The 20,889-nt window shown below is 66.5% G+C and carries 16 protein-coding genes; 13 read left to right on the plus strand and 3 right to left on the minus strand.

Annotated features, from left to right (window positions below):
* Positions 1-159: 159 nt before the first annotated feature.
* A complete protein-coding gene (locus NMG10_RS18780; protein WP_203646335.1) occupies positions 160-987 on the minus strand; it encodes a DNA-binding protein in 828 nt (275 codons plus the stop codon).
* 297 nt (positions 988-1,284) lie between these two features.
* Between NMG10_RS18780 and NMG10_RS18785 the strand changes: the two genes are divergently transcribed.
* Positions 1,285-2,073 carry a formate/nitrite transporter family protein gene (locus NMG10_RS18785; RefSeq protein WP_254464874.1) on the plus strand — a complete coding sequence of 263 codons (789 nt, stop codon included), beginning with the start codon at positions 1,285-1,287 and terminating at the stop codon, positions 2,071-2,073.
* Positions 2,074-2,079: 6 nt separating this feature from the next.
* Here the strand turns inward: NMG10_RS18785 and NMG10_RS18790 are convergent, their stop codons facing one another.
* Positions 2,080-3,570: a PLP-dependent aminotransferase family protein gene (locus tag NMG10_RS18790; protein WP_254464875.1), complete on the minus strand. Its 1,491-nt coding sequence runs from the start codon at positions 3,568-3,570 to the stop codon at positions 2,080-2,082.
* On the opposite strand from NMG10_RS18790, the gene NMG10_RS18795 reads away from it, so the two are divergent.
* Both NMG10_RS18795 and NMG10_RS18800 read left to right on the plus strand, forming a co-directional pair.
* Positions 3,571-5,298 (plus strand): NAD(P)H dependent flavin oxidoreductase family protein, encoded by a 1,728-nt coding sequence (locus NMG10_RS18795; RefSeq protein ID WP_254464877.1) that lies wholly within the window; start codon positions 3,571-3,573, stop codon positions 5,296-5,298.
* Positions 5,299-5,421: 123 nt separating this feature from the next.
* The gene (locus NMG10_RS18800) at positions 5,422-7,668 is read left to right on the plus strand and encodes a TonB-dependent siderophore receptor (protein ID WP_254464878.1); all 2,247 of its coding nucleotides are present in this window, start codon (positions 5,422-5,424) and stop codon (positions 7,666-7,668) included.
* Between the two features lie 2 nt (positions 7,669-7,670).
* On the opposite strand, the gene NMG10_RS18805 is transcribed toward NMG10_RS18800, so the two are convergent.
* Positions 7,671-9,380: a sulfatase-like hydrolase/transferase gene (locus NMG10_RS18805; protein ID WP_254464880.1), complete on the minus strand. Its 1,710-nt coding sequence runs from the start codon at positions 9,378-9,380 to the stop codon at positions 7,671-7,673.
* Positions 9,381-9,764: 384 nt separating this feature from the next.
* On the opposite strand from NMG10_RS18805, the gene NMG10_RS18810 reads away from it, so the two are divergent.
* Genes NMG10_RS18810 through NMG10_RS18855 form a run of 10 tightly spaced genes read left to right on the plus strand, consistent with a single transcriptional unit; the run spans position 9,765 to position 20,885 of the window.
* The gene (locus NMG10_RS18810) at positions 9,765-11,114 is read left to right on the plus strand and encodes a UDP-glucose/GDP-mannose dehydrogenase family protein (protein WP_254464881.1); all 1,350 of its coding nucleotides are present in this window, start codon (positions 9,765-9,767) and stop codon (positions 11,112-11,114) included.
* A complete protein-coding gene (locus NMG10_RS18815; protein WP_254464882.1) occupies positions 11,111-12,175 on the plus strand; it encodes an NAD-dependent epimerase in 1,065 nt (354 codons plus the stop codon). Before NMG10_RS18810 ends, NMG10_RS18815 begins: the two co-directional genes overlap by 4 nt.
* A complete protein-coding gene (locus tag NMG10_RS18820; RefSeq protein ID WP_050705463.1) occupies positions 12,172-12,918 on the plus strand; it encodes a sugar transferase in 747 nt (248 codons plus the stop codon). Before NMG10_RS18815 ends, NMG10_RS18820 begins: the two co-directional genes overlap by 4 nt.
* Before the next feature lies 1 nt (position 12,919).
* Positions 12,920-13,567, plus strand: a complete 648-nt coding sequence (locus tag NMG10_RS18825; protein WP_050705462.1) for a CpsD/CapB family tyrosine-protein kinase — start codon at positions 12,920-12,922, stop codon at positions 13,565-13,567.
* Positions 13,568-13,589: 22 nt separating this feature from the next.
* Positions 13,590-14,609: a polysaccharide biosynthesis/export family protein gene (locus NMG10_RS18830; RefSeq protein WP_232856948.1), complete on the plus strand. Its 1,020-nt coding sequence runs from the start codon at positions 13,590-13,592 to the stop codon at positions 14,607-14,609.
* 14 nt (positions 14,610-14,623) lie between these two features.
* Complete coding sequence (locus NMG10_RS18835) at positions 14,624-16,198, plus strand: lipopolysaccharide biosynthesis protein (protein WP_203646318.1); 1,575 nt, start codon at positions 14,624-14,626, stop codon at positions 16,196-16,198.
* A complete protein-coding gene (locus tag NMG10_RS18840) occupies positions 16,195-17,427 on the plus strand; it encodes a glycosyltransferase family 4 protein (protein ID WP_254464884.1) in 1,233 nt (410 codons plus the stop codon). The genes NMG10_RS18835 and NMG10_RS18840 overlap by 4 nt, the downstream gene beginning before the upstream one ends.
* On the plus strand, positions 17,424-18,794 hold the full coding sequence (locus NMG10_RS18845) for an O-antigen ligase (RefSeq protein ID WP_254464885.1): 1,371 nt from the start codon (positions 17,424-17,426) through the stop codon (positions 18,792-18,794). The genes NMG10_RS18840 and NMG10_RS18845 overlap by 4 nt, the downstream gene beginning before the upstream one ends.
* Positions 18,791-19,756 (plus strand): glycosyltransferase family 2 protein, encoded by a 966-nt coding sequence (locus NMG10_RS18850; RefSeq protein WP_203646314.1) that lies wholly within the window; start codon positions 18,791-18,793, stop codon positions 19,754-19,756. The genes NMG10_RS18845 and NMG10_RS18850 overlap by 4 nt, the downstream gene beginning before the upstream one ends.
* Positions 19,749-20,885 (plus strand): glycosyltransferase family 2 protein, encoded by a 1,137-nt coding sequence (locus tag NMG10_RS18855; RefSeq protein ID WP_186735661.1) that lies wholly within the window; start codon positions 19,749-19,751, stop codon positions 20,883-20,885. Before NMG10_RS18850 ends, NMG10_RS18855 begins: the two co-directional genes overlap by 8 nt.
* The last annotated feature ends 4 nt before the right edge of the window (positions 20,886-20,889 follow it).

A 20,889-nucleotide genomic window follows, 5' to 3' on the forward strand; every position in this document is an offset into this window, starting at 1 on the left:
CGCTTGAACGAACGGCGCATTTCCTGCCTCAGGCCTGCACACGTCCCTGTAGGAGCGGCCTTGTGCCGCGAAAGGGCCGCAAAGCGGCCCCGGCGATCTTTGCATCGACGCTGAAATCCTGGGGCCGCTACGCAGCCCTTTCGCGGCACAAGGCCGCTCCTACAGGGGACCGTCGATCGCGCCTTGGATTCGTGCCGCCAACTGACGACGCATCTCGTCATTGGCGCCCTGGGCCTGGGCCAGTATCGCCCGCAACCCTTGCACCTGGGCGTCACGCTGCTGCAATTGCTCGTCCAGCAACCTGCTCTGTGCCGTCGCCTGGCGCTGCTCGGCCAGCAGGCGCTCATTGTCGCGGTGCAGGCGGGTCAGCTCATCCTGGCGGGCGATGGCGCCCTGCTGCAGGGTCTGCAACTGGCCCTGCAACTGGCGCACCTGGGTCTCGCTCCGGCGTTGCTCCTGCTGGCGCTGTTCGAGGCTGGCGCGCAGTTGCTCGTCCTTGTCGGCCAGGCGCGCCTGCAGTTCGCCCTGGGACTGGCTCAGACCGGCACTGCGCAATTGTTCGGCCTGCAGGTTGGCCTGGCTGGCGGCCAGGCGTTCGGACTCGACGTGCAGCGCACCACTCAAGGTCTCGACCTGGCGCAGCGCGCCGGCCAGTTCGCGCTGGACCCGTTGCAGCTCAGCCTGCATCGCCGCGCAATGGGCCTGTGCGGCAGCCTCGGCGGCATCGATGCGTGCCTGCCCTTCCTCCTGCAATTGCGCGGCCAGTCGCTCGACCATCCGCCCCAGCGGTTCGCTCAGCGCCGTACTGTTGCCCAGCAGCGACACAGGCTGGCGATCGAGTTCCTTCAGGTAGCGGTGGATGGTGGTCTTCGACCCGGTGTTGCCCAATTCGATACGTATCGCATCGATACTCGGATTCTCACCCCGGGCCATCAGCGCCTGCCGCGCTTGCTGAACAGCTGCCTTGTCGATGCCTATGCGGGCCATTGCTCACTCCACCATTACATACCATGGCATGTACCATGTAATTTGCTGAATACTGCACGTCCCGCGCCGCCTTTTCAAGCGCGTCGGTTGCAGGTCGTCCATTACGGTCGCTTTGATATAGTACAGCCCGCTTGAACACCCGCCCTTCATAGATGATATCTATCACCTCATCCAGCCTATCGATTTGACCGCGTCAAATTGCCTCAGCTAACGTGCCGCCCGCTTCGAAGCCTTCCCCGCTGCTGCCAAACCCCGATCCACGGCCTGAGCCGTCGTCCTTGCGTTCGAGTTGTTGAAATGTCTGTGAATACCCCCTCCCGGATCACCGAGCTGGTCATAGAAGCCGGCACCCGTAAAGCCCATCTACCCACCCGCGCCACCCTGATCCTCGGTTTCCTGGCCGGGGCGTTCATCTCCCTGGGTTTCCTGTTGGCGATCCACGTCAGCACCATGATCCCCGCACCATGGGCCTCGTTCGGCACCTTGCTGGGCGCCGCGGTGTTTCCCATCGGCCTGATCCTGGTGATCCTGGCCGGGGGCGAACTGCTTACCGGCAACATGATGAGCCTGCCCCTGGCGATGTTCGCCGGACGTATCCGCCTGTGGGCGGTGGCGCGCAACTGGGCCCTGGTGACCCTGGCCAACCTGCTGGGCGCGCTGTTCGTCGCCTACTGCTTCGGCCATCTGCTCGGACTGACCGAGGGGCCGTACCTGGGCAAGACCCTGGCGGGCGCCACCAGCAAGGTCAGTGCCGATTTCCTGCATGCCTTCGTCTCCGGCATCGGCTGCAACTGGCTGGTGTGCCTGGCGGTGTGGCTGTCGTACGCCAGCCGTGAGATGAGCGGCAAGATCCTCGGCATCTGGTTCCCGATCATGGCCTTCGTCGCCATCGGCTTCCAGCACGTGGTGGCCAACATGTTCCTGATCCCGGCGGCGATCTTTGCCGGCTACCTGAGCTGGGGGCAGTTGCTGGAAAACCTGGCGGCGGTGTTCCTGGGCAATGCCGTGGGTGGGGCGATCTTCGTCGGCTTGGCCTACTACGTCTCGTTCGGCGCACCGGCTCAGGAACAGGGCGCGCTGCAGTAGCTGGCCTCAGCCGGCCACCGCCTTCGCAGCCTGGGCCAGACGCTGCACGGCCTGGCGGATCTCGTCCGGATCCAGCGAGGCGAACCCCAGGCGCAGGGCATTCTCGGGTTGGCCGGCGGGTGAAAACTGCCGGCCGGCACGCACCACCAGGTCCAGTCGCAGCGCCTCGACCGCCAGCCGACCCACGTCGATCGACGGGGCGAACCTCACCCACAGCGCCAACCCGCCCTCCGGCACCTGCACTGCGATACGCTCGCCAAAGGCCTCCCGCAGGCAAGCCAGCAACATATCCCGGCGCTGCCGGTATTCCCTGGATACCCGCCGCAGATGCTTCCTGAGCTCACCAGCCTCGATCAGGTCGGCGAGCATCCGCTGCATCACCGCATCACCCTGCCCCAGGCTCAGCGCCGCGGTGCGGCTCAGCGTCTCGACCACCGCCGGCGGCGCGACGATGAAGCTGCAACGGAAGGTGCTGCCCAGCGACTTGGACAACGAGCCGACATAGATCACATGGCGCTGCAGGGGATCACTGGCCAGCGGCAGGTAGGGCCGCCCGGCAAAGTGGTACTCGTGGTCGTAGTCCTCCTCGATCACGCAGAAATCATGGCGCCGCGCCAGTTCCAGCAACTGCCGCCGGCGACCGGCGCGCAAACTGACGGTGGTGGGAAACTGGTGGTGGGGCGTGACATACAGAAAGCGCACCGGATGCAGCCGACACAGCGCTTCGATCTGCTCGACGCGACAACCCTCCTCGTCCAGGTCCACGGTCTCCAGCCGGGCACCCAGCTGGCGAAAGATCTCCCAGGCCGGCGGATAGCTCAGCCGCTCCACCAGCACCACATCACCGGGCCTGAGCAACACGCTGGCGGCCAGGTACAGCGACATCTGCGTGCCCTGGGTGAGGCAGATGTGCTCGGCCCCCACGTTCAGCCCGCGCTCCTGGCGCAGCATGTCCGCCAGCACCCGGCGCAGGTGATGGCCGCTGCCGTCGCTGCCATGGCGCACGGTATTGGTGGCGAAGCTGTGACGCAGGGCCTTGCGGTAGTAACGGTGCAGGACCGCCTGGGGCAACAGGCGATGGTCACAGGCGCCATTGTCGAAGAACAGTGCCCCGGGGCGATGGTGCCACGCCGTTGCCTGCTCGCTCGCCGCGAAATACGCAGTGGCAGGCGCATCGCGCAATTTCGGAGCGAATGGCTGCGCCACCTGGCGCGCCGGCGTCGCCTGCGCGGCGAGCTGCTGGCTGACGAAGGTTCCCCGGCGCGGCACGCTGTACAGCCAGCCCTTGGTCGCCGCTTCCTCGTAGGCAAGGATCACCGTCTTGCGATTGACGTCGAGCAGTTGCGCCATGTCCCGGGTACCCGGCAAGGGGGTTCCGGGAAGCAGGCGGCCATCGCTGATCGCGCTGACCAGTCCTTCGACGATCTTTCGATAGGAGGCCTGCGGCTCGCCCCCGTCCAGGTTGAGCAACGGCCGCCATTTGCGTAACTGGACCATGTGAATTATCCAAAACTGGAGGTTTTCCTGGTCCAAGTCTACCGCAACAATTACCGCTCCCACTGCCGCGAGGTCGCCATGCCCAACCACCATGTCATTGAATTGTCGCCCTCGGGCAGAACCTTCGAGGCCGGCGACGAGCTGCTGCTCGACGCCATGCTCGCCAGTGGCCTTGCCGTGCCCTTCTCGTGCCGTCGAGGCGCCTGCGGCTCGTGCAAGGTCAAGGTCGTCGCCGGCCAGTATCGCGACAGGCAGCGCGACGCGGATACGCCCGCGCCCTCCTATCCCCTGGCCGCCGACGAACTGCTGTTGTGCCAGAGCCACGCTTGCGGCGACATGCGCCTGGCGATTCCTGGCTGGTCACTGGACACGCCGACGCTGGCCTTCAGCGCGCGGGTACTGGACAAGCGCTCCCTGAGCGTCGATATCACCGAACTGGTGCTGCAACCCGAACAGCCCGTCGAGGTACGTGCCGGCCAGTACCTCAGGTTCCGCCTCGATAACGGCGACAGCCGCTGCTTCTCCATCGCCAACCTGCCGGCGCAGGATCAGGGACGGATGCTGTTTCATATCCGCAAGGTCGCTGGCGGCCTGTTTTCCGAGCACCTGCTGCCATCACTCGGCATAGGCGACGTGCTGAACCTCGAAGGCCCGGTGGGGGCCTGCACCTGGCAACATGAAGATGAACGCCCCGTTGTACTGTTCGCCACCGGAACCGGCTATGCCGGCATCAAGCCTCTGCTGCTGATGGCCCTGGCACGCGATGCCGAGGTCACGCTGTATTGGGGCGGCGCCTCGCCGGCCGATTTCTACGACCGTGCGTTCCTCGACCAGTGCAGCCAGGCGCACCCTCGGTTTCGCTGGCATCCGGTCCTGGCCACCCAGGCCCGCGTGCAGCAGGTGGCGCTGGCCCAGGCGCATCGCTGGGCCGATACCCAGGTCTACGCCTGTGGCAACGCCACGATGATCCAGCAGGTCCGCGAGCAATGCCTTGGCGCAGGCGTGCAGGCCCATCGCTTCATCGCCGAGGCCTTCGTGCCCAGCGGCGCAGCGCTGCCGCCGACCGCACTGGACCCGCAACTGGAGAAAGTCGGCCCGCGCTACTCGCTGGACGGCATGCTCGCCGCCCGCGAACAGACGGTACGGGCCCTGGCCGCCATCGCCAGCCAGCTGGAGGTCGGCATGACCACCGCCCAGGCCTTGGCCATGGCCGAGCGCACCTTGCGGGGCATGGGCGCCTCGCACACCTGGCACCCGACCTACATCCGCTTCGGCGACGACACCGTGCGCACGCCGCGCCAGGGCATCGACCCGCAGCGCAGGCTGCGCGCCAGCGATATCGCCGTGGTCGATCTCGGCCCGGTATGGGACGGCTACGAGGGCGATTATGGCGATACCTTCGTGTTCGGCGACCATCCCCTGCACCGGGCCTGCGTCGAAGCGCTGCACGCCGTGTTCAACGAGACGCGCCTGGCCTGGCGCCGCGGACTGACCGGGCGCGAGCTGTACAACGTCGCCGAGCGCAGTGCCCAGGCCAAGGGCTGGTGTCTGGAGCGCAACCTGGCCGGGCATCGCATCGCCGACTTCCCCCATGTCCTGTACGGGCAGGAGAAGCTGGCCGACCTGCAGATCGTGCCGGGGGAGATGGTCTGGGTGCTGGAAATCCAGCTGTGCCATCCCAGCGAACCGGTCGGGGCGTTCTTCGAGGATATCCTCATCGCCAGTTGACCCTGCCGGGCTGATCATCAGCTGCACTGCTGGATGTTAATGATTTGCATTGAGGTTTTACCGTACTGGGTCGGAAAGCCTAGTGAATGCCTTCACTCACTTGCGAATCGAAAGGAATCCAGCATGTCGCAACAGCGTGTCAGCCCGGCGCAGCAGCCGGCTGTGCCCCACTTCGACCTCAATCGCACCTTCGCCGCCGTGCACATGGCCTTGTTGCTCGGCCTGGGCGGTGTCTCCATGAGCGTGACCGCGGCGCAGACCGTGGAACGGGCCGAGGAAGTGGAAAAAAACCGCCAAGGCCAGGCCAGCGGCAGCCTCGAGCTGACCGAGACCCGGGTCGAAGGCGACCTCGACGCCCCGAGCGCACTGCCCCCCGCCTACGCCGGCGGCCAGGTGGCCTCGGGTGGCCGGGTCGGCCTGCTGGGCAACAAGGACTTCATGGAGACGCCGTTCAGCACCATCAGCTACACCGACCAGTACATCCAGGACACCCAGGCCCAGACCGTCACCGACGTGATCGCCGCGACCGACCCCGCAGTCTTCAGCAACGGCCTGAAGGGCACCTACAGCGAGAACTACTCGATCCGCGGATTCAACTCCAACATCAACGATGTGAGCATCGGCGGCCTGTACGGCATGGCGCCCTACTACCGGATCTCGCCGGAGATGTACGAGCGCATCGAGGTGCTCAAAGGCCCGTCCGCCCTGCTCAACGGCATGCCGCCGGGCGGCTCGGTGGCCGGCAGCATCAACCTGGTGCCCAAGCGCGCCGGCGCCGAACCGCTGACCCGGATCACCACCACCTACATGTCCGACGCGCAGTTCGGCGGGCACCTCGACGTCGGCCGCCGCTTCGGCGAGCAGCAGCAGTTCGGCGTGCGCTTCAACAGTGTCTATCGTGACGGCGACACCGCGACCGACCATCAGCGCATGAAGGCCGAGCTCAACGCCCTGGGCCTCGACTGGCGCGGCGAGCGGGCGCGCCTGTCCGCCGACCTGTACGAAAGCGAGGACCGGGTCAGGGGCCAGAACCGCGGCATCGGCCTGGCCGCGGGCGTGCCCGTGCCCAGGCCGCCGAAATCCGAGACCTTGCTCAACCCGGACTGGGGCTTCGTCCAGACCCGCGACAAGGGCGTGATCGTGCGCGGCGAGTACGACCTCAACGACAACCTCATGGCCTATGCCGCGGCCGGCACCAGCAAGACCGACTATGCCTACAGTGGCACCATGCTTGCCGAGGTGTTCAACACCGCTGGAGACATGGAGACGAACATGGGCCAGTTGAAGATCGACCTCAAGAAGACCTCGGGCGAGGCCGGCCTGCGCGGCCATTTCGACACGTTCGGTGTCGGTCACCAATGGTCGCTCAACGCCACGCACTACTCGGACAAGCAGCACGATTATGGCCGACGCAACGTCCCGGGGGCCGAGTGGATCAACAACATCTACCACCCGGTCTGGGGACCGGAGGCCGCCAGGAGCTACCCGGCCATCGCCCACACCGAGTCGCGCCTGAGCAGCTACGGCCTGGCCGACACCCTGTCGTTCCTCGACGAGCGCCTGCAACTCACCTTGGGCGTGCGTCGCCAGCAGGTGCTGACCGACAGCTTCAACGTCAGCACCGGTGCGCACACCACGCGCTACAACGAAAGCGCCACGACGCCAGCGGCAGCGGTGCTGGTCAAGGTCACCGACGAAGTGTCGCTGTACGCCAACTACATCGAAGGCCTGAGCAAGGGTGCCATCGCCCCGATTACCGCGCCCAACGCCGGCCAAGTGTTCGCCCCCTACAAGTCCAAGCAGAAGGAAGTCGGCATCAAGCTCGACCTTGGCGACTTCGCCCACACCCTGAGCCTGTACCAGATCGAACGCCCCAGCAGCTTCACCGATCCGGTGACCAAGGTGTTCTCCTTCGGTGGTGAACAGCGTAACCGCGGGCTCGAGTGGAGCTTCTTCGGCACCCCGCTGACCGATGTGCGCCTGATGGGCGGCGTGGCGCGCCTCGACCCCAAGGTGACCAAGGCCGAGAACCCCGCCGAGGAAGGCAAGACCGCCACCGGCCAGCCGAAATTGCAAGGCAAGCTGGGCGTGGAGTGGGACACCCCACTGCTCGATGGCCTGACCCTGACCGCCAACGCCACCGCCGTGTCGAAGCAGTACATCAGCGACGACAACAGCCAGTCGATTCCTGGCTACACGATATATGACGTCGGTGCCCGCTACCGGCTGCAGGTGGCCGACCACCCGGTGACCTTGCGCGGCACAGTGGAGAACGTGACCAACAAGGCCTACTGGGGTATGCCGTTGCTCACCAGCCTGGGGCTGGGTGCGCCGCGTACGGTACAGCTGTCTGCCAGCATCGATTTCTGACCTCAGTCCGCCTTGCCTACCGGCATCGGTTGCCCCGCCAGGACACTGGCGGGCGTGACCACCTGCCCCAGGTCGATGTGACGGAAATCCGGCTTGGCCCCCAGCCGCGCATTGAAACGCACGTTGAAGGTGAACGGGTCGTCGGTCGGCATGTCCAGCGAACGGCCGTAGCGCGCGCTCACGGCCGTGCCGTCATAACCCATCAGCTTGAGCAGCGTGGGGAACAGGTTGTAATGGCTGGAAGCGTTGCGGTTGGCCTGCAGATGGGCCTGCCAGTCCAGCGTGCGCAGGCCCTCGCCCTGGATCACCACCAATGGCACCAGGCCCTCTTCCGGCACAGGATCGCTGTCGCAATGGGTGTTCAGGCCAGGATTGCCGCGCTCATGCAGGTCCTGGCCATGGTCGGAGGTGTAGAGCACCACGGCCTGGCTGAGATCACCCTCGGCGAACAGCCGGCGAAAGAATTCGCCGACATTCCACAGCACGGTGTTCTGGTAGGCGTTGCGATACAACACCCAGTCCTGCGGACGGCCATCGAATCCATCGCGGGTGCCGGTGTCGGCGATATCGACGTAACGCCCCCGAGGCAAGGCGGGCTGGTACTTGAGGAAGTCATCCGGATACTTGTCATGCACCGGGAAGTGGGCGCCGACCTTGTTCACCACGATCAGCTGCGGCCTGCCGTCCTTGAGCAACGCCACCAGCCGCTCCAGCGCCGCCATGTCGCGCTGCACCACGGGGGTGTCGTCGAACTGGATGAACTGGTCGATATCACGCTTTTCGGTCTCGGTCATCAGGTTCTGCAGGTTACCGCCGGTGCGCTGGCCATCGATATACACCGTTCCCAGGCCCGCGCGTTTGGCGTACTGCCAGATCGACGGCTGGGTCGAGTTGATGCGCAGGTAATCGGTGCGGGTGCCGCCATAGCGCAGGGTGACGTTGGTGTCGGCACTGCAGTTGGCGATGGACGCGGCATAGCCGAAGTTGACGATGGACACGCCGGACTGGGCCTGGCCCAGGTGGCTGGTGACCCCGGCCGGGGTGTTCAGGTCCAGGTAGTTGCCCGAGATGCTCTCGTCGATCAGCAGCACGATATCCCGCGCCATCGCCGGCCCCGCCTGGGCCAGGGTCACTGGCTGGCGCGGCCCGACATGGTCGTGCAGGGTCTCGTAGCCGAACAGGCTGAGATAGGCCAGTGGCGTGTACATCACCGGCAGCCCGCGGGCGCCCTCGCCGGCGCGCACGAACAGGATGGCGATCAGCACCAGCAGGCCCAGCACCGGCGCCACGGGTGGCAACAGCCACGGTAGCCGAAGGGTCGGCCCCGGGCGCAAGCCAAGACCAAACAGCAGCAACAGCGCCCGTGCCGCGGCCAGGGTAATCGCGTAGTGATATTGCTGCAGGGCCTCCTGGACGAAACCGCCGGCATAGACCATGGACACGAATGCACTATAGGTCAGGTAGGAGTCGGTGATGCGGTTATAAGCGTCGAGGAAGATCGCGCTGACCGTGAACGCCAGCGCCAGCGACCAGCGCAGCCAGCCGGGGCGGCTGAACGCGGCCAGCAGCAGGGCCAGAGCCAATACAGCGAACACCCCCAGGTACAGCACCAGTGGCAGGCCAATACCCAGGGCTTCTATGCGCTCGCGGTAATAGGCATGAAAGCTGGCCAGATAGACCAGCAACAGCAAAAGCTTGATCCATCCGCGCATGTTTCGGCCACTCCGGTCATGGGAATCTCCTCAAACCGTAGCAGCTGTGAAACAAACTACAACGCAAAAAAGTCAAAATTCCGACGACATACCGACACCAGAATCTGGCACCTGCCGCAAGTTGTTGTTGATTCTCCCTATCGTCTGCAACCCGCTTATTTCGGTGCGTCCAACCGTTCATCGGTTCGTCGAACGGCCAATTGCCACTAGCTATGCGCGCTAACACACGGATTGGAAACAGGTTGGTGGCAGAACGCCCGTTTCGCCAGGGTCTGTAAATTCGACGAAACATGCCATTGCTTTGACGCAAATCCACCGGGCTGAGCTATACCCAATTCACACCACTGTTTCATCTCCCTTACTCATCCATACGAGGCACCGCGCATGGACGTGAGCGTTTTTGGCACCGGTTATGTCGGACTGGTACAGGCAGCAGCCCTGGCGGACGTAGGTCACCGGGTCCTGTGCGTGGATGTCGATACCCACAAGATCAACCAGTTGCGCCAGGGTGTGCCGCCGATCAGCGAGCCGGGCCTGTCGGACCTGCTCGAGGACAACATCAAGGAAGGCCGCCTGCTGTTCAGCACCCAGGCCAGCGACGCGGTCAGCCACGCCGAACTGATCTTCATCGCCGTCGGCACGCCGCCCGACGAGGACGGCTCGGCCGACCTCAGCCATGTGCTCAACGTCACCCGGCAGATTGCCGCGCTGATGGAGACCGACCATACCCTGATCATCAAGTCCACCGTGCCGGTGGGCACTGCCGACCAGGTCATGGCCCTGGCCCGCGACGAACTGCAGCGCCTGGGCAAGGGCCAGCTGCAGGTGCGCGTGGTGTCCAACCCCGAGTTTCTCAAGGAAGGCAGCGCCCTGGCCGACTGCATGCGCCCGGACCGGATCATCGTCGGCACCCTCGACGAAGTCGCCCATGACCAGCTGGCAGAACTGTACGCGCCGTTCTGCCGTAACCACGAAAAGCTGATGTTCATGGACAACCGCAGCGCCGAGCTGACCAAGTACGCCGCCAACGCCATGCTCGCCACCCGCATCAGCTTCATGAACGAGCTGGCCAACCTCAGCGAACACCTGGGCGCCGATATCGAAGCGGTGCGCCGCGGCATCGGCTCCGACCCGCGCATCGGCTACCACTTCATCTATCCAGGCTGCGGTTTCGGCGGTTCGTGCTTTCCCAAGGACATCAAGGCCCTGCTGCACACCGCCGCCCACAGCGGCATGCCGCTGCGCCTGCTGCAGAGCGTCAACGAGGTCAACGATCAGCAGCGGCGCATCCTCTTCGCCAAGCTCAAGCAGCGCCTGTCGGGCCTGGCCGGCAAGTCCATCGCCCTGTGGGGCCTGGCCTTCAAGCCCAATACCGACGACATGCGCGAGGCCCCCAGCCGCTACCTGATGGAGGCCCTGTGGGCTGAAGGCGCCACCGTGCGCGCCTACGATCCTGAAGCCATGGACGAGTGCCGGCGCCTGTACGGCTACCGTGACGACCTGCACCTGTGCGCCACCCGCGACGACACCCTGCAGGACGCCGATGCCCTGGTGATCTGCACCGAGTGGAAGAACTTTCGCGTGGTCGACTTCTCGATGCTGGCCAGCAAGCTGCGCGAGCGGGTGATCGTCGACGGGCGCAACCTGTACAACCCCGAACAGGTCGCCGCCCACGGCCTGCACTACAGCGGCATCGGCCTACGTCAGGTCGCCCCGCAGGTGGATGCGCCATGAAAGTGCTGGTCACCGGCGCGGCCGGCTTCATCGGCGCCCACACCTGCCGTCAGCTGTTGCTCGAGGGGCACCAGGTGGTGGGGCTGGACAATTTCAACGACTACTATGAGCCGGCGCTCAAGCACGCCCGCGTGCAATGGGTGCGCCAGACAGTCGGTGACTTCCCGCTGCACTGCCTGGACCTGGGCGACCGCGACGGCATGGCCCGGCTGTTCGCCAGCGAGCGCCCCGAGGTCGTCGTGCACCTGGCGGCCCAGGCCGGCGTGCGCTACTCGCTGCAGAACCCGCAGGCCTACCTGGACAGCAACCTCGCCGGTTTTCTCAACATTCTCGAAGGTTGCCGCCGCCATCCGGTCAAGCACCTGCTGTACGCCTCGTCCAGCTCGGTGTATGGCGCCAACCAGCAGACGCCCTATCGGGTGCAGGATCCGGTGGACCACCCGCTGTCGCTGTATGCCGCCACCAAGAAGGCCAACGAGGCCATGGCCCACAGCTACAGCCACCTTTATGGCATTCCCTGCAGCGGCCTGCGCTTCTTTACCGTGTACGGCCCCTGGGGTCGCCCGGACATGTCGCCGATGCAGTTCGCCAAGGCGATCAGCGAAGGCCGGCCGATCCAGTTGTTCAACCATGGCCGTCACCAGCGCGACTTCACCTACATCGACGACATCGTCGAAAGCCTGGTGCGGCTGATCCCCCTGCCCCCGGTCGCCGACCCGCAGTGGAACGCGCTCAACCCGGACCCGGCGAGTAGCCACGCGCCCTGGCGCCTGTACAACATCGGTGGGCAGCGCCCGGTGGAGCTGCTCGACTACCTGGCCCTGCTGGAAAAACACCTGCAGCGCAACGCGGTGATCGAACTGCTGCCGCTGCAACCGGGCGATGTGCTGGCCACCTGCGCCGACGCCAGCGCCCTGGCCAGGGTCACCGGTTTCACCCCACAGATAGGCCTTGATGAAGGGCTCGGGCGCTTCGTCGCCTGGTTCAAGAGCTACCACTCGCCCGCCGCCAGCGAAGCGGCGCCCACGGGCGAGCAGCCAGATCAGCGGAGGGCGGTATGACAGGACAACCCAAGAGCGCGCAACTGCAGGCGCTGTACCAGGACAAACGCATGGACCCGGCGCACCGGCAGCGCATCGATGCCGCCATCCACATGCAGGGCCGCGGTTGGATGACCGGCCGTGCCGGGGGCCGCCCGTGGACGCTGTCGCGGACCAACCGCGTGCTGTCGTGCCTGGCCGCGCTGACCCTGCTGCTGCTGCTGTCGCCGGTCTTCCTGGTGCTGGCGCTGCTGATCAAGCTGTCGAGCAAGGGCCCGGTGTTCTTCGTGCAGAAGCGCACCGGCTACCGGGGCCGCGCCTTCGGCATGTACAAGTTCCGCACCATGGTGGCCAACGCCGAGGCGCTGAAGGACTCGCTGCGCCACCTGAACAAGCACGGCGCCGAATCCATCGACTTCAAGATCGACAAGGACCCGCGCATCACCTCGATAGGCGGCTGGCTGCGCCGCAGCAGCCTGGACGAGCTGCCCAACCTGATCAACGTGGTTACCGGCGACATGCGCCTGGTCGGCCCGCGCCCCACCTCGTTCAACGCCTACCGCTACCACGACAACCACCTGGCGCGGCTGTCGATCTACCCGGGCATGACCGGCCTGTGGCAGATCTCCGGGCGCAGCAATATCGACTTCGACCAACGCGTAGAGCTGGACCTGAGCTACATCAACGAACAGAGCCTGATGCTGGACCTGAAGATCCTGCTCAAGACCCCGTTCAAAGTGTTCACTGGCCACGGAGCAAGCTGAGATGGACGGTTCATCCTCAAGAAGTCTGACCATCGCTACCCCAAGCGAGACCAACCTGACCTCCACCGTGCTCGACCTCGACCAGCGCACCCTGCTGCTGACCGCGGCCAACACCGGCAGCGGCACCAGTACCAGCGCCCTGGCCTTTGCCAGCCAGCTGGCATTGATGAGCGCGGGCAACGTGCTGCTGATCGACGCCAGCCTCAGCCCCGGCGGCCTCAGCCAGCAACTGGGCCTGGGCAAGCTGCGCGGCTACAGCGACCTGCTGTTCAACCAGGACACCCCGCCGCTGGCCCAGGACTGCATCGTGCGCCTGTCCGACCAGCCGTTCGACGTGCTGCCGGTGGGCACCTGGAAACGCGGCCGCGACCGCCTCGACCACGAGCAGTTGCGCGTGCTGCTGCACCAGCTGAGTAACCAGTACCGCTTCGTGGTGATCGATGGCGAAGCCATCTACGCCAGCGCCGACAGCCTGGTGATCGGCACCCTGGTCGACGGCGTGATCCTGGTGGTCTGCGCCGAGGAGACCCGTTGGGAAGTCGCCCAGGCCGCCAGTCAACGCCTGACCCAGGCCGGCGCGCGACTGATCGGCAGCGTGTTCAACAAGCGCAAGTACTACATGCCCAAGTGGCTGTACGAAAATCTCTGAGAGGCCGCACAGGATGAACGCCATGAGATACCCATCGATTGCCCTGTGCGTGCTGGCCCTGGCCGGCTGCGCCAGCCAGGAAGACCGCCAGATGCCGGTGCAGATCCTTACCGCGCCACCGGCCGAGAGCCAGGCCACCGAAGTCGCCCGCCGCGAGCAGGTGCTGCGCCCGCAGGACGTGCTGGAGGTGATCTTCCACGTCAGCAACCGTTCGGCCGGGGTCTACCGCATCCAGTCCGGCGACACCCTGGACCTGAACTTCATGGCCGCCAGCGGCCTGAACGGCAACCAGCTGGTGCAGCCCGACGGCAGCATCACCCTGCCCAGCACCAACGCTGCGGTGCGCGTCGAGGGCATGACCCCCGGCGAGGCCGAGAACGCCATCCGCCAGGCCTACCAGGACAAGCGGGTGTTCAAGCCCAACCGTGACCAGGTCACCGTGCGGGTAATCAGCCCGATGACCGACGAGGTCAACCTGAAGAACGCCCTCAACCACCCCGGCACCGGCATGAGCCGCGACATCACCGTGGGCAACGACGGCCGCGCCACCTTCCCGGAAATCGGTTCGGTGCCGCTGCAGGGCATGACCGTCAACCAGCTGCGCGACTACCTCAACGAGCGCTACGCCACCCTGCCCGGGCGCATGAGCGTGGACGTGCTGCTCAAGTCCACCGCCGCCAACGAGATCTATGTGCTCGGCGAAGTCGGCCAGCCCGGCGCCTTCCAGATCCGCCGCCCAATATCGGTGCTCGAAGCGCTGACCCTGGCCCGCGGCCCGACCCTCAAGGCCAAGCTCGGCTCGGTGGTGATCATGCGCCGTGAAGGCAACACCGTGCACGCGGTCAACTACGACGTCGACCAGGCGCTGTCCGGTGGTACCCAGAAGCTCGCCTACCTGCAGCCCGAAGACATGCTCTACGTGCCCAAGACCAAGCTGGCCAGCGCCGCCGAGCTGTCCCGGCAACTGGCCGACGTGGTGCTGTTCCAGGGCTTCGGCTTCAGCTTCAGCTACCGCGTCGACAACAAAGAAAGCGACGACTGACCGGGGGACGAACCATGACCACGCAACCCAAAGAAAACTACGTACATGAGTTCTTCCGCATCTTCTTCGCCAACCGCCAGCTGGTGAAACGGGTGTTCCTGGTGTTCGCGGTGATCGCGGTAATTTTACCGCTGGTGCTCAAGCAGAGCTTCGACATCACCGCCGAAGTCATCGTGCAGTCCAAGAAGCTCTCGCAGAGCGACACCACCTCGGCGCTCAGCCAGCAGGCCGACCAGTTCATCCCGCCGTCGCTGGCCGACATGGAGACCGAGAGCAACATCCTGCGCTCGCCGACCCTGATCCGTCAGACCATCGGCGAGCTGCGCAAGGAAGGCCACTATCCGGACGAGCCCGGCCTGCTGCGCCGTACCGTGCTCGACCCGGTGCGCCACGCGGTATTCGACCCGCTGCACCGGCTGTTCGGCAACAGCGTGGCCGATGACCGCGACACCCAGCTCGACACCCTTACCGACCAGGCGGTCAAGGACCTCAAGGTCGAGACCCTGCCCGGCTCCAACGTGATCTCCATCACCTACAGCGCCGACGATCCGAAGCTGGGCACGCTGTTCGTCAGTCGCCTGCTGGAGAACTTCCTGGCCAACCGCCAGGACCTGCAGTCCAACGAGCTGCCCGAAGCGTTCTACGAGCAGAAGAAGCTGCACTACCAGGCCCGCCTGGGCGACCTGGAAAGCCAGCGCCTGGGCCTGCTGACCGCCATCGGCTCGTCGGACCCCAAGGAAGAGATCACCTTCCGGCTGAACGCCATCAACACCGAGGAGCAGGCGCTCAACCTGCAACGTGACCGCCAGTTGCAGAACCAGAAGTGGCTCGACTACCTGCAGAGCAGCCTGGCCGCGGCCAGCAAGGCGAGGATGGCCGACTACGCGTTCCCCTACACCTTCACCACCACGGTCGACAACGTCGCCTTCGAGGACCGCGAGATCAAGCAGCTCGGCGAACAGCTGACCACCCAGCTGGCCCGCTACAATGGCGACGCCACGGTGTTCCAGCCAGGCTCCGACCAGATGGTCATGGCCCGCCAGCAAATCGCCCAGTTGCGCGCGCAGTTCCTCAAGATCGTCGAGAACCGCATCCGCGAGCGCCAGCAGGACCTGGCCGTGACCCAGCAGGTAATCGAGCAGAAGACCCAGCGCATCGCTGACTACAGCAAGCGCATCCTCCAGTTGCGCGAGACCCAGAGCAAGACCCGCCAGCTCGACACCGAGATCGACGCCCTGCACAAGGCCTTCTCCACCTACGCCCAGCGTTACGAGGAAAGCCGTGGCCAGGGCCTGCTCGACGGCAGCCAGTCCAACGCGCGGATCCTCAGCGCCCCCTACGAGCCCACTGCGGCGAGCTTCCCGAAACCTGGCCTGATCATTCCGTTCGGCCTGGTCACCGGCCTGCTGCTGGCGATCGCCGTGGTCTACGTCAGGGAGTTCTTCGACCATCGCTTCAAGCATCCGGCGCAGATCAGCCACGAGCTGGGCCTGCCGGTGCTGCTGGTGATCAACGACCAGGCCCCGGCGCTGCCCAACCCGCACAAGAGCTGGTCGCTGCCACGCCTGTGGCACTGGGTGCGCAATTGAACGCCGCGCTGCACGCCGGCCGGCCGATCCTGCACCTGCTCGGCAGTGGCGGGTTCTACGGCGCCGAGCGCATGCTCCTGGACCACTGCCAGGCGACCCCCGGCCAGCATCGGGTGCTGTTTCTCGATGCCCCGGCGGAGCTGGTGGCGCGCTTTCGCGAGGCGGGGGTCGAATGCGACACCTGCCGGGGGCTGGGGGCGGTGCTCAAGGTACTCGGCGCGCAGCGCGGCCAACGTCCATTGGTCAACAGCCACAACTTCAAGGGCCAGCTGTTCGGCTGGATCGGCGCCACCCTGTGGCGCCTGCCGATGGTCAGCACCCAGCATGGCTTCACCCCGCGCAGCCGCAAGCAGCGCTTCTACACCTGGCTGAGCCTGCAACTGTGCCGCACGCCGACGGTGGACACGGTGGTGTGCGTGGCCGAGAGCATCGCCCGCATCCACCGCGATGCCGGCGTGCCCGAGGCCAAGTTGCGGGTGATTCCCAACGGCCTGCCCGAGGCCTGCACGGCTGATGAAGATCATGTAGGAGCGGCCTTGCGCCGCGATGGGCCGCAACGCGGCCCCAAGGCCACCCACGCCGATAAGTCAGGCACATCGGATTACCCCGCAGCGGCGGCCGCTTCGCGGCCGATCGCGGCACAAGGCCGCTCCTACAGGGATTGCGATCATGACAAGGCCCCCTGGCTCGCCGCCTACGTCGGCCGCCTGTCCAGCGAAAAAGGCCCCGACCTGTTCCTCGACACCCTGATCCCGGTGTGCCATCGCCACCCACAGGTCCACGCCGTGATGCTCGGCGAAGGCCCCGAGCGCGACACCCTGCAGGCCCGCATCGACGCCGCCGGTCTCACCGCGCGCATCACCCTGCCGGGCTTTCAGCGCGACATGCGCGGCTGGATGAAGCGCCTGGACGCTCTGGTCATCAGCTCGCGCACCGAAGGCACGCCGATGATCCTGCTCGAGGCCATGCAGGACGGCGTGCCAGTGGTGGCCTTCGGCGTCGGCGGCATTCCCGACGTCATCGAGCACGGGCGCAACGGTCTGTTGGCCGCGCCCCTGGCCAGCGCCGAGCTGGGCGCGCACCTCGAGGCCCTGCTTCTGGATCCCGCGCAGGCCGCCGAGCTGGTCGCCGGCGCCCGCCGCACGCAACGCGAACGCTACCACCTGCCGACCCTGGCACAACGTTGGGCCCTGGTGTACCGGGGCACGGCCGAGGAGGTTGTCGCATGATCATTCCCCTGTCGCTGGTGGCCCTGGTGGCCCTGCTGAGCCTGGGGCTGCTGGCCAGCCCCTACCCGTTCCTGGCCCCCGGCGGCGTGATCGGCCTGGCCGGCGTGCTAGTGCTATACCGCAAGCCGGCCTGGGGCCTGCTGGCGATCGCCACCCTGGTGCCGCTGGAGGGGCTGCTCAAGGACGGCCTGGTGTCCGGCGCCAAGCTGGTGGGCATCGGCCTGGTGCTGATCCTCAGCCTGCAGCTGGCAGTGCGCCAGTTGCCCGGCGAGCGCCTGCGCAGCAACCAGTGGCGCCTGCTGCTGCCGTTCATGGCCCTGTACCTGCTGAGTCTGTGGGCCAGCGACGACCTGGCCCTGTCGGGCGGGCACCTGCGCGAGCTGTTGGTGGGCCTGGTGGTGTTCGTCATCACCCTGCTGGTCGGCCGCGACCTCAACCTGCCGATGCTGGCCCGACTGATCACCGTCAGCGTGTGTGTCACCTGCCTGTTCGCGATCTTCTCCACCAAGTACCAGGAACAGGGCCGCGCCTCGGCCATGCTCGACCCCAACGCCTTCGCCCTGCTGATCACCATCGCCATGCCGCTGGGGCTGTGGCTGGCGATCAAGGCCCGGCAGATCCCGGTCAAACTGTTCTGGGCCGGCTGCTGCCTGTTGCTGCTGGTCGGCATGACCAAGACCGAATCGCGCTCGGGGCTGGTGGTGCTGCTGATCAGCCTGGGCATCGTGCTGTACAACTACCGCGAACATCTGACCCGTATCCGCCCGCGCCACCTGGGCTTCGCCATGCTCGGCCTGGCCATCGTCCTGCCCCTGGGCGTGGCCCTGATGCCGGCGGGCTACGCCGAGCGCATCCAGTCGCTGATGCTGCTCAAGTCCGGGGTCAACGCGCACCAGGACGAATCGCTGGGCCGACGCGCCTCCTACCTGGTGGTGGGCAAGGAAATGATCAGCCACAGCCCGCTGCTCGGCACCGGGCCCGGCACCTTCCCGCTGCACTATGCCGACACCGGATTCTCCAAGGCCTTCGCCCCGGTCAACAGCAAGACCACCGACCTTTACCGCCGCGCCCACAACACCTACCTGGAGCTGTTCAGCGAGGTCGGCCTGCCGGCGGGCCTGCTGTTCGTCGGCATGATCGCCCTGGCCCTGCGCAACTTCTGGCAGGCCCGCGCCGCCTTCCGCGCGGCCGGCGATGCGGACCGCGCCGACCTGATGACCCACCTGACCATGAGCATGCTGGCCATCGGCCTGTTCCTGATGTTCCTCAGCGCCCCCAGCCACAAGTACCTGTGGCTGATGCTGGCGCTGTCCAGCGTGCTGCTGGGCCAGGCCCGTGAACAACAGCCAGTGGAGGTGGCCCGATGAGCCGGGTGAGCATCGTCATCCCGATGTTCAACGAGGCCCGCCATATCGGCCGCACCCTGGACGCCGCCCGGCGCTCGGCCAGCGCGGCGGGCCTGGCCTGCGAGCTGATCGTGGTCGACAACGGCTCCAGCGACGACGGCCCGCGGATCGCCCGCGAGCACGGCGCCCAGGTGCTGACCCTGCCCGGGGTGGCCATCGGCGCCCTGCGCAACGCCGGCGTGGCCGCCAGCCACGGTGAATGGCTGGCCTTCCTCGACGCCGACATCGAGGTGCCCGAGCACTGGCTGGACCTGCTGCTGGACCTGCAGCGCCGCGGCGAAGGCGATGTCTTCGCCCTCGACTGCGACACCCCGCGCCACGCCCCGTGGTTCGCCCAGGCCTGGCAGCGGCGCACCCTGCGCACCGGGCAGACGGTGCAGGACTGCACCTGGCTGCCCACCCCCAACCTGCTGATGCGCCGCAGCTGGTTCGAGCAGGTCGGTGGTTTCGACGAGCGCCTGCGCACCGGCGAGGACAAGGACTTCACCCTGCGCCTGCACGAGTCCGGCGCCCGCCTGCGCGTGCTGCGCCAGCCCGCGGTGCTGCACTGGGGCTATGAGGCCAACTGGCGCGAATGGCTGGGCAAGGAGATGTGGCGCCAGGGCAGCCACCTGCAACTGCTGCGCAGCCATGGCGTGAGCCTGCGCCTGCTGCGCTTCCCGCTACTCTCGGTGGGGGCGTGGGTGCTGGACGCCATGGCCCTGTCGGCCCTGCTCGACGGATTCCCCCATGTGGCGCTGTTCTTCCTGCTGGTCAGCGCCCTGCCCGCGCTGTTCCTGAGCCTGCGCCAGAGCCGCCGGCACCGTGACCCGCTGCTCACCCTGCAACTCTGGGGCCTGCACTGGCTGCGCCTGCACCTGGCCGGCGCGGCGTTCATCCTCAGCCTGTTCAACCGCACCGCAAGGAGGCCCGCCCGTGGCTGAGTTCATCTTCTGGCTATGCCTGTTGCTGCCGTTGTACGCCTGGGTCGGCTATCCCCTGCTGCTGACCCTGGCCGCGCCGTTCTTTGCCCGTCGCACGCATTCGCCGCTGCCGGCGCAACGGGTGAGCGTGGTGATCGCCGCGCACAACGAAGAGCGGCATATCGAAGCCAAGCTCGCCAGCGTGCTCGGCCAGGACTACCCGGCCGCCGAGCTGCAGGTGGTGGTGGCCAGCGACGGCTCCAGCGACCGCACCGTGGCGCTGGCCCGCGCCCTGGGTGACCCGCGGGTGCAAGTGCTGGACCTGCCGCGCCTGGGCAAGGCCGGGGCGCTGAACAGTGCCGTGCAGGTGTGCACGGGCGACCTGCTGGTATTCACCGACGCCGACAACCAGTGGTCGGCCGATACCCTCGGGCTGCTGCTGGCGCCGTTCGCCGACGCCCAGGTTGGCGGCACCGCCGGGCACATGATCATCCCCGACCCGGGCAAGGGCCTGAGCATCGGCGACAGCCTGTACCGGCACTACGAAGCCTGGGTGCGCAAGGTGGAGAACCGCACCGGTTGCATGGTCTCGGCCGACGGCGCCCTGCTGGCCCTGCGCCGGGCGCTGTACCAACCGATTCCCAAGCAGGTCAACGACGACTTCTTCATCAGCACCTGCGCCCCGGCCGCAGGGCTGCGCATTGTCTACGTGCCCGAGGCGGTGGTGCTGGACCAGGGCGTGGACGAGGCCGACAAGCAGTTCCGCCGCCGCCAGCGGGTCACCGTCGGCGGCCTTTTGAGCCTGGCCGCTCGCCGCGAGCTGCTCAACCCGGCGCGTCACGGCCTGTACGCCATCGCCCTGATCAGCCACAAACTGATCCGCCGCCTGGCCCCGGTGCTGCTGCTGCCATTGCTGCTGGCCAACCTGTGGCTGGCCATCGAGCCCGGCTTCTACCGCCTGACCCTGGCCCTGCAGCTGCTCGGCTACGCCGCCGCCATCGCCGGCCTGCTCGACGCCCGCCGCCGCCTGCCGCGCCCGTTCCGCCTGGCCGCCTTCGTGCTGGTCACCCTCGCCGGCATGAGCGTGGGCCTGTGGCAGTTCCTGCGCGGGCACAGCTACAGCCAATGGAACCCCGACCAGAATCGATGAGCGA

The organism is Pseudomonas sp. DVZ6 (genome assembly GCF_024259445.1).
Classification (GTDB): domain Bacteria; phylum Pseudomonadota; class Gammaproteobacteria; order Pseudomonadales; family Pseudomonadaceae; genus Aquipseudomonas; species Aquipseudomonas peradeniyensis.

Bases quoted from the DNA above. Each gene is read 5' to 3' on its own strand.
- NMG10_RS18780 (WP_203646335.1), bottom strand. From the start codon at position 987: ATGGCCCGCATAGGCATCGACAAGGCAGCTGTTCAGCAAGCGCGGCAG.
- NMG10_RS18785 (WP_254464874.1), top strand. From the start codon at position 1,285: ATGTCTGTGAATACCCCCTCCCGGATCACCGAGCTGGTCATAGAAGCC.
- NMG10_RS18790 (WP_254464875.1), bottom strand. From the start codon at position 3,570: ATGGTCCAGTTACGCAAATGGCGGCCGTTGCTCAACCTGGACGGGGGC.
- NMG10_RS18800 (WP_254464878.1), top strand. From the start codon at position 5,422: ATGTCGCAACAGCGTGTCAGCCCGGCGCAGCAGCCGGCTGTGCCCCAC.
- NMG10_RS18805 (WP_254464880.1), bottom strand. From the start codon at position 9,380: ATGCGCGGATGGATCAAGCTTTTGCTGTTGCTGGTCTATCTGGCCAGC.
- NMG10_RS18810 (WP_254464881.1), top strand. From the start codon at position 9,765: ATGGACGTGAGCGTTTTTGGCACCGGTTATGTCGGACTGGTACAGGCA.
- NMG10_RS18815 (WP_254464882.1), top strand. From the start codon at position 11,111: ATGAAAGTGCTGGTCACCGGCGCGGCCGGCTTCATCGGCGCCCACACC.
- NMG10_RS18820 (WP_050705463.1), top strand. From the start codon at position 12,172: ATGACAGGACAACCCAAGAGCGCGCAACTGCAGGCGCTGTACCAGGAC.
- NMG10_RS18825 (WP_050705462.1), top strand. From the start codon at position 12,920: ATGGACGGTTCATCCTCAAGAAGTCTGACCATCGCTACCCCAAGCGAG.
- NMG10_RS18830 (WP_232856948.1), top strand. From the start codon at position 13,590: ATGAGATACCCATCGATTGCCCTGTGCGTGCTGGCCCTGGCCGGCTGC.
- NMG10_RS18835 (WP_203646318.1), top strand. From the start codon at position 14,624: ATGACCACGCAACCCAAAGAAAACTACGTACATGAGTTCTTCCGCATC.
- NMG10_RS18845 (WP_254464885.1), top strand. From the start codon at position 17,424: ATGATCATTCCCCTGTCGCTGGTGGCCCTGGTGGCCCTGCTGAGCCTG.
- NMG10_RS18850 (WP_203646314.1), top strand. From the start codon at position 18,791: ATGAGCCGGGTGAGCATCGTCATCCCGATGTTCAACGAGGCCCGCCAT.